The 13,353-nt window shown below is 55.2% G+C and carries 14 protein-coding genes; 12 read left to right on the forward strand and 2 right to left on the reverse strand.

The genetic code is table 11. From position 1 onward, the window contains the following. Window positions 1-15 precede the first annotated feature (15 nt). Window positions 16-2,022, reverse strand: coding sequence for a TonB-dependent hemoglobin/transferrin/lactoferrin family receptor (locus IEW52_RS01005; RefSeq protein ID WP_188628203.1), 2,007 nt, complete (start codon window positions 2,020-2,022; stop codon window positions 16-18). Between the two features lie 169 nt (window positions 2,023-2,191). On the opposite strand from IEW52_RS01005, the gene IEW52_RS01010 reads away from it, so the two are divergent. The 11 genes from IEW52_RS01010 (at window position 2,192) to IEW52_RS01060 (ending at window position 11,431) form a co-directional block, all read left to right on the forward strand. Further along, window positions 2,192-2,878, forward strand: a complete 687-nt coding sequence (locus tag IEW52_RS01010; protein WP_188628204.1) for an energy transducer TonB — start codon at window positions 2,192-2,194, stop codon at window positions 2,876-2,878. 3 nt (window positions 2,879-2,881) lie between these two features. Then, on the forward strand, window positions 2,882-3,502 hold the full coding sequence (locus tag IEW52_RS01015) for a MotA/TolQ/ExbB proton channel family protein (RefSeq protein WP_188628205.1): 621 nt from the start codon (window positions 2,882-2,884) through the stop codon (window positions 3,500-3,502). After that, on the forward strand, window positions 3,499-3,921 hold the full coding sequence (locus IEW52_RS01020) for an ExbD/TolR family protein (RefSeq protein ID WP_188628206.1): 423 nt from the start codon (window positions 3,499-3,501) through the stop codon (window positions 3,919-3,921). Before IEW52_RS01015 ends, IEW52_RS01020 begins: the two co-directional genes overlap by 4 nt. Continuing rightward, window positions 3,921-4,757 (forward strand): heme/hemin ABC transporter substrate-binding protein, encoded by an 837-nt coding sequence (locus IEW52_RS01025; RefSeq protein WP_188628207.1) that lies wholly within the window; start codon window positions 3,921-3,923, stop codon window positions 4,755-4,757. Before IEW52_RS01020 ends, IEW52_RS01025 begins: the two co-directional genes overlap by 1 nt. After that, entirely contained in the window at window positions 4,757-5,773 is a 1,017-nt protein-coding gene (locus IEW52_RS01030; protein WP_188628208.1) for a FecCD family ABC transporter permease, read from the forward strand. Before IEW52_RS01025 ends, IEW52_RS01030 begins: the two co-directional genes overlap by 1 nt. After that, window positions 5,764-6,537 carry a heme ABC transporter ATP-binding protein gene (locus IEW52_RS01035; protein WP_373286206.1) on the forward strand — a complete coding sequence of 258 codons (774 nt, stop codon included), beginning with the start codon at window positions 5,764-5,766 and terminating at the stop codon, window positions 6,535-6,537. Before IEW52_RS01030 ends, IEW52_RS01035 begins: the two co-directional genes overlap by 10 nt. A 246-nt stretch (window positions 6,538-6,783) precedes the next feature. Next, the gene (locus IEW52_RS01040; protein WP_188628210.1) at window positions 6,784-7,839 is read left to right on the forward strand and encodes a BMP family protein; all 1,056 of its coding nucleotides are present in this window, start codon (window positions 6,784-6,786) and stop codon (window positions 7,837-7,839) included. Between the two features lie 327 nt (window positions 7,840-8,166). Beyond that, the gene (ettA, locus tag IEW52_RS01045) at window positions 8,167-9,834 is read left to right on the forward strand and encodes an energy-dependent translational throttle protein EttA (protein WP_188628211.1); all 1,668 of its coding nucleotides are present in this window, start codon (window positions 8,167-8,169) and stop codon (window positions 9,832-9,834) included. Window positions 9,835-9,943: 109 nt separating this feature from the next. Next, the gene (locus tag IEW52_RS01050; RefSeq protein ID WP_188628212.1) at window positions 9,944-10,303 is read left to right on the forward strand and encodes a lysozyme inhibitor LprI family protein; all 360 of its coding nucleotides are present in this window, start codon (window positions 9,944-9,946) and stop codon (window positions 10,301-10,303) included. An 85-nt stretch (window positions 10,304-10,388) separates the two neighbouring features. Next, a complete protein-coding gene (locus IEW52_RS01055) occupies window positions 10,389-11,120 on the forward strand; it encodes an AzlC family ABC transporter permease (protein WP_229667729.1) in 732 nt (243 codons plus the stop codon). Then, window positions 11,117-11,431: an AzlD family protein gene (locus IEW52_RS01060; protein ID WP_188628213.1), complete on the forward strand. Its 315-nt coding sequence runs from the start codon at window positions 11,117-11,119 to the stop codon at window positions 11,429-11,431. Before IEW52_RS01055 ends, IEW52_RS01060 begins: the two co-directional genes overlap by 4 nt. Window positions 11,432-11,504: 73 nt before the next feature. On the opposite strand, the gene IEW52_RS01065 is transcribed toward IEW52_RS01060, so the two are convergent. Continuing rightward, window positions 11,505-12,320 carry a phytanoyl-CoA dioxygenase family protein gene (locus IEW52_RS01065; RefSeq protein ID WP_188628214.1) on the reverse strand — a complete coding sequence of 272 codons (816 nt, stop codon included), beginning with the start codon at window positions 12,318-12,320 and terminating at the stop codon, window positions 11,505-11,507. A 94-nt stretch (window positions 12,321-12,414) separates the two neighbouring features. On the opposite strand from IEW52_RS01065, the gene IEW52_RS01070 reads away from it, so the two are divergent. After that, complete coding sequence (locus IEW52_RS01070) at window positions 12,415-13,323, forward strand: LysR family transcriptional regulator (protein ID WP_188628215.1); 909 nt, start codon at window positions 12,415-12,417, stop codon at window positions 13,321-13,323. Window positions 13,324-13,353 lie beyond the last annotated feature (30 nt).

A 13,353-nucleotide genomic window follows, 5' to 3' on the forward strand; every position in this document is an offset into this window, starting at 1 on the left:
GAGCACATCCTCTACTTAAAAACGATATAACGCGCTGAGCTTCACGTTACGGCCGGCTTCATATAACTCGCTAAAGGCACGACGATAATAACGATCGGTCAGATTATCCACAGTCAAACCCAGTTCCAGGCCATCCATGCCGCCACGGCCAACCCAGTGGGCCCCTACATCCAGCAAACTGTAATCGTCGTACTGGGCAGTATCACTGGTCACCGAGTCGGCATAGGTTGCCTTGGCCCCCAGTTTCAGCTGTCTATCCCACAGCCAATAGCCGACGCTGGCTACCCACTTGTCGGCTGGTATGCCTTCTAAAGCTCTTCCCGTGTCTTCGTCTTTCGCTATGGTACGACCGTAAGATACGCCAAGGTCGAGATCTTGCCAGCGATAATCTATGCTCAGCTCACCACCTTGCAGCCGGGCATTTTGTACGTTTTGATTACGGGTTTCAAAAACCATATTGCGAAAGTCCATAATCACCTGCTGCTCAATAAAGTCTGTCACCTTGTTTTCAAACAAACTCGCATTCACTTGCAGGCTGTCTTCTGACGCTAACAATCCAGAAAAGCGGGCCCGTGCTATCAACTCCTTATTTTCCGCTTTTTCCGGACGGAGATCAGGATTGGCGATAAAACGATTGACCAAAGGCCCACCGATAACAAAGTGAGTGCCCGTGGTGTAAAGCTCTTCGCTGGTCGGAGCCCTGAAGGCTTCATCGTAACGAGCAATCAGTTGCAACCAGTCGCTGGCCTGCCAACTCAGCGCCAGAGAGGTTGACCATTCATCATCGCTGCGCTGCGAGTCACTGATATTGTTGGCCTCGGTTTCAAAATGGTCGTAACGCAACCCCGGCATTAGCGTCCAGGCATCGGCCAACGGCACGTCTGCCTGCAAGAAGCCGCCCATCACCTGGGTACGGCCATCGGCCGGCACCGGTCGATGGCTGCCGCTGCGCAGGCCCTGGCTCTTGTCCTGAAAACCATCCACACCATAGGTGAGTTTGCCCCAGTCCAGTGCCGAGCGATTGACCAGATTCAAGCCCAGAGTACGGTAGTCGGTGCTGTCTTGCTGGCTCGCGAGCACACGATACTCCTCTATCTCGGTTTTATTGCGAAACAGACTGACATCCAGATCCACCAGTTCAGACTCCGGATTAAATTGATAACCCACTATGGTGCTGCTGTCGGTGGACTGCCGCTCGATTAATGGACTGCTTGTGCTGACGTTAGTGGCGGGATTGCCCGGTACCGAGCCAACGCTTTCACTGCGTCTGTGGCTCAGGGTCACTCGCTGGCTGTCATCAAGCTGCCAGCCCAGTTTCACCATGCCGCCATTATCGCGCTCGCTGGAATCACTCAGGCTCTGTTCATTACCCAGGCGAATATCGTTTTGATCGCTGTAATACCCGCTTACCAGTAAATCAAGCTGTTCATTCAGCACACCGTATACCGCGCCGCTGGTCTTGGTTTTATCGGCAGCGGTATTAAAATCCTGTTTTACATAGCCACCCAGAGTTTGCTCGGGTTTAAGCATATCGCGGCCATCACGGGTGGTTTGTGCCACCACACCGCCAATGGCACCACTGCCCCACAGACTACTGGCTGGCCCCTTAATTACATCGATTTGTTCAAGTAACTCGGGATCAATTTGATAGGTACCGCGGTGACCGGCATTAAAGTTCTGCCGCGCGCCGTCGGTGAGCTGCAATACCCGCTGACCACTCAGCCCCCGGATCACCGGTTGCTGATTGCTGGCACGCGTTCCTCCCCCCACCTCGATATTAGGCTGATACTTCAGTGCTTCGGCAACGGATGCGGGCTGCTGCTCGTCCAGTTGCTGGCGTGTCACCACCGCCGTACTGCGCTTGCTTTGTGCCGCCGTGCTGTTATCTCGACTGGCCTGCACCAGCACTTCCTCAAACTCACTGACTCCCGCCGCCATGACTGGTGCCAATAAAATATTCCCGATGGCGATAGCTATCGCGGTACGTCGGGTTCCCACAACCAGTTTCGAATGATGTTGCACGCTGCCTCTCTCCCTGCTCCCTGATATTTAGCTGCAGCAGGCTAATACAAGGCAATCACAAATACAACTCATTATCATTAAGAATAGCAATAGACATTTTGCTGAAAATACGTATTCTATGCGCCTGGGAAAACGAAATTACTCTTATTTGTCAGGTCGGGGTTTTATTGTGAGTTTTAAACGCTACGCCGTATTCGCACTGGCTTCGCTGTTGCTGCATGGGCTATTGGCTCAGGCCATGGAGCGTGAAGACAGGACCATAGCCATGGCGCCAAGCAAGCCTGGGCCTATTAGTGTGCAAATGCTGCCTGCGGTTACCAAGCCGCAGCCGGTGGCAGAGCCTACTCCTGTGGTTGAGCCATTGCCGGAGCCCAAGCCAACACCTAAACCAAAGCCCAAGCCCAAACCGACGCCCAAGCCAAAACCCAAGCCGACCCCAAAACCCGAGCCCAGGCCGGTAGTCAAGCCGGCTCCCAAGCCGGAGCCAGTCGCAGCAAAAGCACCGGTTACCGAGCAAAAGCCGCCTGAAAAGGTCGAACAAAAGCCCCAGCAAACGGCGGCCAAAGACAGCTCGCCCAAGCGCATAGAAACACCGAGCTTTAAAACCAGACCGGCGCCCATCGCCTATCCGGCACAAGCGCGCCGTCGTGGTCAGGAAGGCACCGTTATCATCGAGGTGTGGCTGGATGAGAATGGCAAACAAACCAAGCGTATACTCGCCAGCTCTTCCGGGGTGAGTGCGCTGGACAAAACGGCATTAAAAGCCATTGCCAAGTGGCGTTTTTCTGCTTATGTAGAAAACGGCAGAAGCATCGCTCACCGCGTTCATATTCCTATTCGTTTTAAACTGGATTAAATCATGTCACTTTTAAATCAATTGCATCAACAACTGGGCCTGATGAGCTGGCCGCTGATCCTCTGTTCTGTTATTACTCTGGCGTTGTGGCTGGAACGCGCCCTGGCCCTGCTGTGGGTCAGCTTGCGCGGTGAGCAGGAAAAAAGGCAATTGCGCCGCACTGGCAATGCTTATATCCAGGCCGATCTCGATGCTCCCAAGTCACTGATCTTGCGCGGTTGTCACTTATTGGCACAGCACCAGGGCTGTGATAAAAGCACCCGGGAAGACTTGGCCTCGGTGTGGCTGCAACAACAAAGACGCAAGCTGCATTCTGGCCTGAGAGTACTGACCCTGGTGGGGGTGATCAGCCCTTTGCTTGGGTTGCTGGGAACCGTACTGGGGTTGATAGAAATGTTTAAAAGCATCGGTGAAAGCAGTGATCCGGTTACCCCGGCCCTGTTGGCCGATGGCCTGGGCCTGGCCATGAGCACGACCGCCGCCGGCTTGCTGATTGCCCTGCCCGCCATTGCCGGTGCCCAGCTGTTCGGATTGTGGGCCGACCGCCTGCTCGACAAGCTGACCGATGAGCTGAACCAGTGCAACCTGCATCTGGAAGGTGTGCAGCTGGAGGGCCGCCCATGATAGGCCGTCCCGAACCGGCAAATTCTGGCTGGCGTTCTTTAACGCCGGATATTACCCCCTTGCTCGATATTATTTTTATCGTGCTGGTGTTTTTGCTGCTGACCGCCAATATTCCCCTGCAATCACTGGAAGTGGACTTGCCCGAAACCGACAGTGCTGCCTTGAGCTCGGTACAAGACACCAAGTCCATTACCATCAATCTGATGGCGGGCAGCCCGGCCTGGGCTTTGCAAGGCGAGCAGTACGAAGACTGGGAACAATTCAAACCCGTATTGCAGGCCCAAGCCGAGAGCTTGAAAGAAACGGATTTGATTCTCGCCTCTGACAAAGAGGTTACCGTCGACAACATGTTGAAATTGTTGGCCTTTTTGCAGGAACATCACATCAGTGCCACGCAAATTCTGATGGAGGACGATTAATGGCTGCCCGCTGGTTACTCCCCTTGACCTTATTGCTTACCACAGTCGTGCAAGCCGCACCTCAGCGGGTGCTCAGTGCCGGCAACAGCATGACGGAGCTGGTATTTGCACTGCATGCCGACGACCAGCTGGTGGCAGTAGACAGCACCAGTACCTTGCCAGAAAACAGTTCTCTTGCCCGGCTGGGCTATCATCGGCAGCTAAGTGCCGAGGGCATGTTGTCCACTCAACCCACCCTGGTGATCGGTAGTGAAGAAATGGGGCCACCTGCCGCGCTGAAGCTGGTGCGTCAGGCAGGCGTGCAGGTAGAAGCCCTGCCCGAAGCCATGTCGGTTGCTCAGCTACAGGCCAATATACTTCGTCTTGGCACACTGTTAGATAGAGAAGCACGGGCCGAGGCGCTGCAACAACAGGTTGGCGCGCGGGCACAACAACTGGCAACCCATAATACCGGGGGCGGTAAAAAAACCATGTTCTTGTTGCTGGGGGACGGTAACACAGTGCAGATTGCCGGTAGCAATACCCTGGCCAACAGCCTGATCCGTCTGGCCGGTGGCACCAATCCCGCCGCCGCCAGCATAGACGGCTACAAACCGGTCGCGATGGAAGCATTGGTTGCCATGGCTCCCGACGTTATTTTGATCAGCCGTCGCCATCTGGTAGAAGAAACCGGAACCGCCTCCCTGCTCAAGCAGTTTCCGTTATTGCGCCAAACTCCTGCCGCCGACGCTAACGCCATAGTGCCCATCAACGGCAAGGCGCTGATTGGCGGTCTGGGGTTAAGTACCCTGGCCGAAGCCGAACGTTTGCATCAACACTGGCTGGCGCGCCCCTGATGCAAGCCCGCAATACCTTGTTACCCGTATTGCTGGGGTTGTTACTGGTGACCAGCTTCATCTCGCTGGCCACCGGCCCCATGGCGCTGGATTTACTCAAGTTACTTACCCCGTCCACGCTCAGCCCCACCGAAAACCTGGTATTGCTGCATATTCGTTTACCCCGCACCCTGCTTTGCCTGGGTGTGGGGGCCATTCTGGCCTTGTGTGGCGCCGTGATGCAGGGCTTGTTCAGAAACCCGTTGGCGGATCCGGGTATTATCGGCGTCTCCAGTGGTGCAGCCCTGGGGGCAGCATTGTCCATGGTACTGCTGGCACCGCTTGCGGTCTTGCTGCCTGCCTGGCTGGGGGCCAGTTTAACCTCGCTAATGGCCTTTGCCGGTGGCCTGATCACCACCCTGGTGGTGTATCAACTGGCGCGCACGCCACAGGGTACCTCGGTAAGCATTTTGCTGCTGGCCGGAGTGGCCATTGCCGCCTTGAGTGGCGGCATTTTAGGGCTGCTTAATTACCTGGCCGACGATGAAACCCTGAGAGATCTTACCCTGTGGCAAATGGGCTCCATGGCCAAAAGCGCCCCTTTTCAACTGGCTTTAGTGTGCGCCACCGCCATCATGTTAACAATATTGTTACGCCGCCATGCCCACAACCTGAATGCGCTGGCATTGGGTGAAGCCGAGGCCAGTCACCTAGGCATAGATGTACAATCACTGAAGCGCAAGCTGGTGTTAATGGCGGCATTGGCGGTGGGCGTGAGCGTAGCCGCCGTAGGTATTATCGGTTTCGTCGGCCTGGTAGTACCGCATCTGGTGCGTTTGCTGGCTGGCCCCGATCATCGCCGCTTGCTGCCTTTATCCGCCCTGCTCGGCGCCTGGTTATTGTTACTGGCCGACATGCTGGCGCGTACCCTGGCCGCCCCCGCCGAAATGCCGGTGGGCATAGTCACCGCCTTGCTGGGTGCTCCCTTCTTCCTATGGTTATTGTTGAAACAAAAACGGGGCATCGGATTGGCATGAGCGAAGCATTGTTGGATATCAAGCAGTTATCACTGACCCTGCAGCATCGCCAGCTGCTCACCAATATCAACTTGCAGTTGGATGCGGGCGAAGTCACTGCGCTGATCGGCCCCAATGGCGCCGGCAAAAGTACTCTGTTCAAGTGTATCGCCGGCGAGCATTCGCCCTGCGGCCAAATGAGGCTGTTTGGCCGCGAGCGCGCGTTATGGTCACGCCAGGCTCTGGCCCGGCAACTGGCGGTATTGCCGCAACAATCCGGACTGCAGTTTCCTTTTTTAGCCCATGAGGTCGTCAGTCTGGGACGTATTCCCCATGGCAGTAGCGAGCACGAGAACCAGCCTATTATCAAACAGGCCATGCAACAGGCTCAGGTATGGCATCTGCGCGATGCACCCTACCCCCGGCTCTCGGGCGGTGAAAAACAGCGAGTACATTTTGCCCGCATTCTGGCACAGCTCACCAGTAACGAAAAACAGCGCATCTTGCTGCTTGATGAGCCCACCTCGGCTCTCGATCTGGGTCAGCAGCATGTGTTGCTGGCTGAAGCCCGTCGCCTGGCGGATGAAGGCTGTGCCGTACTGGTGATAGTGCATGATCTTAACCTGGCTGCGCGTTATGGCGACCAGCTGGTGTTGCTGCACAATGGCACTATCGCCAGTGTTGGCAGGCCAGAGCAGGTATTAACCCCCGCCAACGTTGACCACTACTTTGGTTACAAGGCCCAGTTACTGCAAAGCCCGTCCGGCCATCAGGTACTGGTTTAACTAGGCTTATTCTCGCAATAAGCGGCCTCTTGAATATATTCGGGCGCCGCTTCTAGCCCACCAAACTCGATGTGATAACTGCACGTCCTTGAATGTGATCATGCTTTCTTTCTGTGAGCTTATTCGCAATTAAACACCCTAACTGTTAACAAAAAATTAACCATGCCGTAATCTCATGGCGTACGAATCATGCATACAAAAAAATACTTAAATGCACACACGCCGAGACAAATTAAGGACAACACCATGTACAAATTTGGAAGTGCTCTGCTGATCGCCGCCGGTCTGACTCTGGCTCCCCTGGCTCAGGCCATGGCCGCCGACAAGGCCGACATCGCCGTGCTGATCCCGGGTAAACACAACGACAACGGCTTCATGCAGGCCGCCTACCGGGGCTATGAGAAGATCAAGGCCGAGCTGGATGTCAACGCCAGCTATGTATCCAATATTTCCGCCACTTCGGATCCGGTGCTGCTGACCGACGCCATGCGCAAGCTGGCCGAGGAAGGCCCAGACATGATCATTGCCCACGGCGGCCAGTGCAACGGCCCGGCCCAGACCGTGAGTCAGGAATTCCCCGATATCAAATTTGTGGTCATTCAGGGCCATGTGCAGGGTCCCAACTTGTCCAGCTACATGGTGCGCCAGGAAGACTCCGCCTGGCTGGCGGGCGCTCTGGCCGGCCTGACCACCGAGTCTGATGTGGTCGGCCATATTTCCGGTGCCTGGCCCACTCCGGGCCTGATGGGCCGTGCCGCCTTCTACGACGGCCTCAAGCACGTCAATCCCGATGCTAAATTCCTGACCTGGTTTACCGGCGATCTGGATAATACCGCCATCAATGGCGAGGCGGCCGCCGCCGAAATTGCCAAGGGCGCAGACGTTATCTACACCATGCTCAATGCCGGACGTCAGGGCGTGATCGAAGAGATCCAGTCTCACGACGGCAAGGTGCGTCACATTGGCAACGTGTCCGACTGGACCCAGGTTGATCCGAGCTTCGTTGGCTCGGCGGTAGCCGATGCCAGCGTCGCCATCCTCAACGCTGCCCGTGACTACACCACAGGCGAATGGCAGCCCAACCAGATCCAGGAAATCGGTCTGGGCCAGGGCGATGTGGTCAAGCTCACCCTGGCCGATGATGTCTCACCCCGAGTAAAAGAGCAGCTGGACGAGCTGGCCGCCAATATCATCAGCGGCGAGATCAGCATTTCCACCACCTACGATGGTCAGGAGTTCAATCCGGCCAGTGGTGAGTTCGTGGATCAGTCATTCAAGGAGTCTCTGAACACCAAGTCCTGATAGCCTGTCAGTTGGACACTCATTGACTGACGACATAAAAAAGCAGCAGAGTTATTTCTGCTGCTTTTCCGAGACTCCGCCCTACCTAGGGTAAAATACGATGTCGGTTACTGTTCGAAGCACACAAAGGACTTCAGTCTCCTGCTCGACTTGCATAAACACCCAACACAGTACACCTTCGTGAAATTCCCGTTTCTCCGCTTTCAGGCACTGGCTTTCCCCGCTCAGGCAAGTACCATGTACACCATTGCTTTTCGGTTGACTGTCAGCCAAGATCCGGCCCGGCAATTAACTTCTTAACCTTATGAAATATCAGGATAAATAGATATGGCTCAATTTGTTTACAGTATGAACCGCGTGGGCAAGGTGGTTCCGCCCAAGCGTCATATTCTGAAGAATATCTCTTTGTCGTTTTTCCCGGGCGCCAAAATTGGTGTGCTGGGTTTGAACGGCTCCGGTAAATCGACCTTGCTGCGCATTATGGCCGGCCTGGATACCGAAATTGAGGGCGAAGCACGCCCCCAGCCCGGCATTAATATCGGCTACCTGCCCCAGGAGCCCAAGTTAAAGCCTGAGCAAACCGTACGCGAAGCCATTGAAGAAGCCGTATCGGAAGTGGCCGGCGCACTGAAAGAGCTGGATGCCGTTTACACCGCCTATGCGGATCCGGATGCGGATTTTGACAAACTGGCCAAACGCCAGGGCGAGCTGGAAGCCATTATTCAGGCTCACGACGGCCATAACCTGGACAACCAGCTGGAACGCGCCGCCGATGCGCTGCGTTTGCCACCCTGGGAAGCCACTATAGACAAATTGTCTGGTGGTGAGCGCCGCCGCGTGGCCATGTGCCAGCTGTTGCTGGAGAAACCCGACATGCTGCTGCTGGACGAACCCACCAACCACCTGGATGCCGAATCCGTGGCCTGGCTGGAACGCTTCCTGCATGACTACGAAGGCACAGTAGTGGCCATTACCCACGACCGTTACTTCCTCGATAACGTGGCGGGCTGGATCCTGGAGCTGGACCGCGGTGAAGGTATTCCGTGGGAAGGCAACTATTCTTCCTGGCTGGAGCAAAAAGACGAGCGTTTGTCACAGGAACAGGCATCTGAAGCGGCACGTCAAAAATCCATTCAAAAAGAACTGGAATGGGTACGTCAGGGTCCTAAAGGTCGTCAGTCCAAATCCAAGTCTCGTATGGCCCGCTTTGAAGAATTGCAGAATCAGGACTTTCAAAAGCGTAACGAAACCAACGAGCTGTTTATTCCGCCAGGACCCCGCCTGGGCGATCAGGTGATTGACGTAGAAAATCTGACCAAGTCTTACGGCGATCGCATGATCATCGACGACCTGTCATTCAGCATTCCCAAAGGCGCCATCGTCGGTATTATCGGCCCTAACGGCGCGGGTAAATCAACGCTGTTCCGCATGCTGACAGGTACAGAGCAAGCCGACTCGGGCAACATTATTCTCGGTGAAACCGTACAACTGGCGTCGGTTGAACAGTTCCGTGACAACATGGACGACAAGAAAACCGTGTGGGAAGAAGTGGCCAACGGTCAGGACATGCTGCGCATCGGCAATCTGGAAATTCCGAGTCGCGCCTATTTAGGCCGCTTTAACTTCAAGGGCGTGGATCAGCAAAAGCGCGTCGGCGAGTTGTCCGGTGGTGAGCGCGGTCGTTTGCACATGGCCAAACTGCTGCAAACCGGCGGCAACGTACTGCTGCTGGATGAACCGACCAACGATCTGGACATTGAAACCCTGCGCGCACTGGAAAACGCCCTGCTGGAATTCCCGGGTTGTGCCATGGTTATCTCTCACGACCGTTGGTTCCTCGACCGTATTGCGACCCACATTCTGGATTACAAGGATGAAGGCAAGGTGGAATTCTTCGAAGGTAACTTCACCGAATACGAAGACTGGAAGAAGAAAACCTACGGCGCCGAATCCGTGCAGCCCAAGCGCATTAAGTACAAAAAAGTAACCAAATAAGTTCTTAAGTTATTTAGTGCATGATGTAAAAACACCGCCCCATCAGGCGGTGTTTTTTTGTGGCTGCTAAACTGATGGTCATGTTTGATTGCCGCTCACAGGTTTCGCCATGCACAAAGCCCTGCTTTTATTCATCACCATACTGACGATCTCGGGGGTTGCCCATGCCGCCGGCGATACCCAGGCCGATCTTAACCAGTCTGCTCACCAGCACTATCAAAATGCCGATGCGGCCCTGAATAACGCCTATCGTCGACTCATGACAATCTTGCCACCCGAGCGCCAGCAGCAGCTCAAGCACGCACAAAGAGCCTGGTTGAAATACCGGGATGCCCACGCCGAGTTTCAAGCCGCGCCCTATAAGGGTGGATCCATTCAGCCATTGATTTACAGCCAGGCCTTGATTGAGCTGACCGAGCACAGAAGCCGCCAGCTGAACGCTCTGTATCAAGACGAATCCACACATTAACCTGCGCGCGATCAAAATCTGCTGGCGTTATGCTTCCCTGCGCTCGCCCCCTTCTAAGCATAATGCTATTCTTGTCGGCCCTTGAATGTATGAGTCCCGTGACTGTATGGACACCTATGCCGCACAAGCCAGACTCGATGCCAGCGATACCTGGCTTGGCTTTAAGCAGCTGTTACCGCTGTCTTTTTTTGTTGGTGCCTTTGGGCTGGCTTTTGGCCTGGCCGCCGCCCAGGAAGGCTTGAGCAACGGCGCCATTGCGCTGATGAGCGCGCTGGTGTTTGCCGGAACGTCGCAGTTTGCCGCCCTGGATATCTGGGGTGCTCAGGTTCCATTGGTGCCCTTGATAATTACTACCTTTGCCATCAATGCCCGCCACCTGCTGATGGGGGCCACGCTTTATCCCTGGTTGCGCTATCTGCCACCTTTCAAACGCTACGGCATCATGCTGTTTGCCTCCGATGCCAACTGGGCCATGGCGATGCAGGGGTTCTACAAGGGGGAACGGGCCCTGGGCATACTGTTTGGCGGCGGCTTGGCCATTTGGTCTTGCTGGATGCTGGGCACCTGGATTGGTCTGTATTTTGGCAGTGCCATAGAAGATCCGTTCAGCATAGGGCTGGACATGGTGCTGGGCTGTTTTTTGCTGGCTATGACCCTGGGCGGACGCAAAGACCTGCGTACGTTTGTTATCTGGTGTGTTGCCGGCGGCTCGGCCATGCTGGCCTACTGGTGGTTACCCGCCAACAGCCATGTCGTAGTAGGCGCCCTCTCTGGTGGTTTGCTCGGCGCCCTTTGGATGGAGAAAGACAAATCATGACATTGACCACCGCAGGCAATGGCACCTTGTTGATTATTGGCGTGATGGCGCTGGTGACGCTGGCCACCCGCCTGGGCGGCGTGTTTGTAATGTCGTTTATTCCCTTTAATCAACGGGTACATCAGTTTATTACCGCCATGTCCGGCTCTGTGCTGGTGGCCATTCTGACCCCCATGGCCATCAACGGCGACATAGGTGCGCGTGCCGCCCTGCTCACCACGGCACTGACCATGCTGCTATTGAAAAAGCAGTTGCCCGCCATCGCGGCCGGCATTATAGCCGCTGCCCTCAGTCGGCATTTTTTGGGGTAGTCAGCTACCAATAACAGACCTTTAATGCAAAAGCCCGCCAAATGGCGGGCTTTGCTGTTCATAGGTGTTCAGCTTAACGCTGCCACACTACCGGGAACCAATCTTCGCGCATTTTATCACCGGTTTTCAGGTTGATGCCGTCAAAAGGCGGCGAAGTCGCACCACCTCGGTCTACATAGCGTACATCATCACCCATGAAGCGAGTGGAAAAAGCCCGGCGCCGATTCTGGGTCTGGTTCCCCGGCGCGCCATGTACCGTCTTGAAGTTGAACAGCAGCGCATCGCCCAGCTCCATTTCTGGGATCATGATCTCGAAATCACCGCTGTCGATATCCGGCATTTCCATGAAGTGGCTGTCTTCCTTATACCAGGAAGCATTGGTCGACCACTTGCTGGGGCGTACCAGTTTGGGCCAGCGATGAGAACCCAATACCACCTGCAGGGCGTTTTCCGGGGTAATCGGATCCAGGGGTATCCAGTAGCTACCGGTTTGATCGCCCTCCACACAATAATACGGCAAGTCCTGGTGCCAGGGCGTCGGTTTGGAAGTACCGGGTTCTTTTACCAGAATATGCTCATGAAATACCTGCACCTGCTCGGAGCCGGTGGCTTCACCAACGATGGCCGCACCCGGCGATTGTTCAATCCACTGTTTAAATTCAGGAATACGCTGCCAGTTGCAGTAATCTTCAAAAAAACGACCGGTGTCGGTGCCGGTCACGTTTTCACGGCCGTGCTCGCTGGGATCGTTCAGCACTTTATCGAAGCCCGCACGCAGGGTTTCAATCCACTCTTTAAAGACGCCCTTGATGACGATGGCACCATCGCGCTCGTAGGCAAGCTTCTGCTCTTGTGTCAGCCATTGTTCTAAAGCTACCGGCGTAGTCATGCTGCTCTCCTTCCCTTGAATTAGATACCAGTCGACTTTAACATCTTTACTACATAGCATAGAAATATACTTTAAATATAAGGTACATAGATAAATGGCTATCCCTTTTACCTTTCGTCAGCTCAGCTATTTTGTATCCGTGGCCCAACACGGCAGTATCAGCAAGGCCGCCGATACACTCCATGTGTCTCAACCCTCGGTGTCCATCGCCATTCATCAACTGGAGAGTCTGCTCAATCAGCCGCTGTTTCAACGCCATCGCGGTCAGGGTGTCAGCCTGACGCCAAGAGGAGAAGGCCTGTTCAGGGAAGCACGCCAGATTCTCACCCTGTCTCATAACCTGCTGGCCAGCCAAGAACGAGATAATACCCAGATAGAAGGGCAATTGGTTATTTGCTGTTTTCGGGATATTGCGCCCTACTATCTGCCCCGACTGGTCAGCGAATTTGAGCGCCGTTATCCCAAAATAAGGGTGGTGATGCAGGAGCAGGATCTGGCCGGTGTCAGTCAGGCCCTCAAACAGGGCAAGGCAGAGCTGGCGTTAAGCTATGAGCTCGGATTGCCGCAAGAAGTAGACACTCAGGTGCTGGACGAGCTGAAACCCTACGCCCTGTTGCCTGCAGGCCACAAGCTGGCCGAAAAACCAGCCCTGAGCCTGGCTGAGATCGCGAAGGAGACCCTGATACTGCAGGATATGCCGTTAACCCGGGAGTATTTCATGTCGCTGTTCTGGCATCAGGATCTGCAACCCGCCGCTATTCACACCACAGCTTCGTTCGAGATGCAGCGGGGACTGGTGGCTCACGGGCATGGTGTTGCGTTGTCCTGCACTCGTCCGGCCGGCGATCAAAGTTACGATGGCGCGCCACTGGCCTGCCGACCCTTGCGGGATGAACTCCCACCCCAGCGGGTGGTATTGGCCCGCTCCCGAGAATTTCCGCTCTCTATCCCCGCACAGCGGTTTCTCGATCAGGTGGCTCGCCAGCCGCATCGTCGCCCATAAAAAAACCGGGCGGCTCGGGGTTCGCTTTTG

The organism is Oceanisphaera marina (genome assembly GCF_014643915.1).
GTDB lineage: Bacteria > Pseudomonadota > Gammaproteobacteria > Enterobacterales > Aeromonadaceae > Oceanimonas > Oceanimonas marina.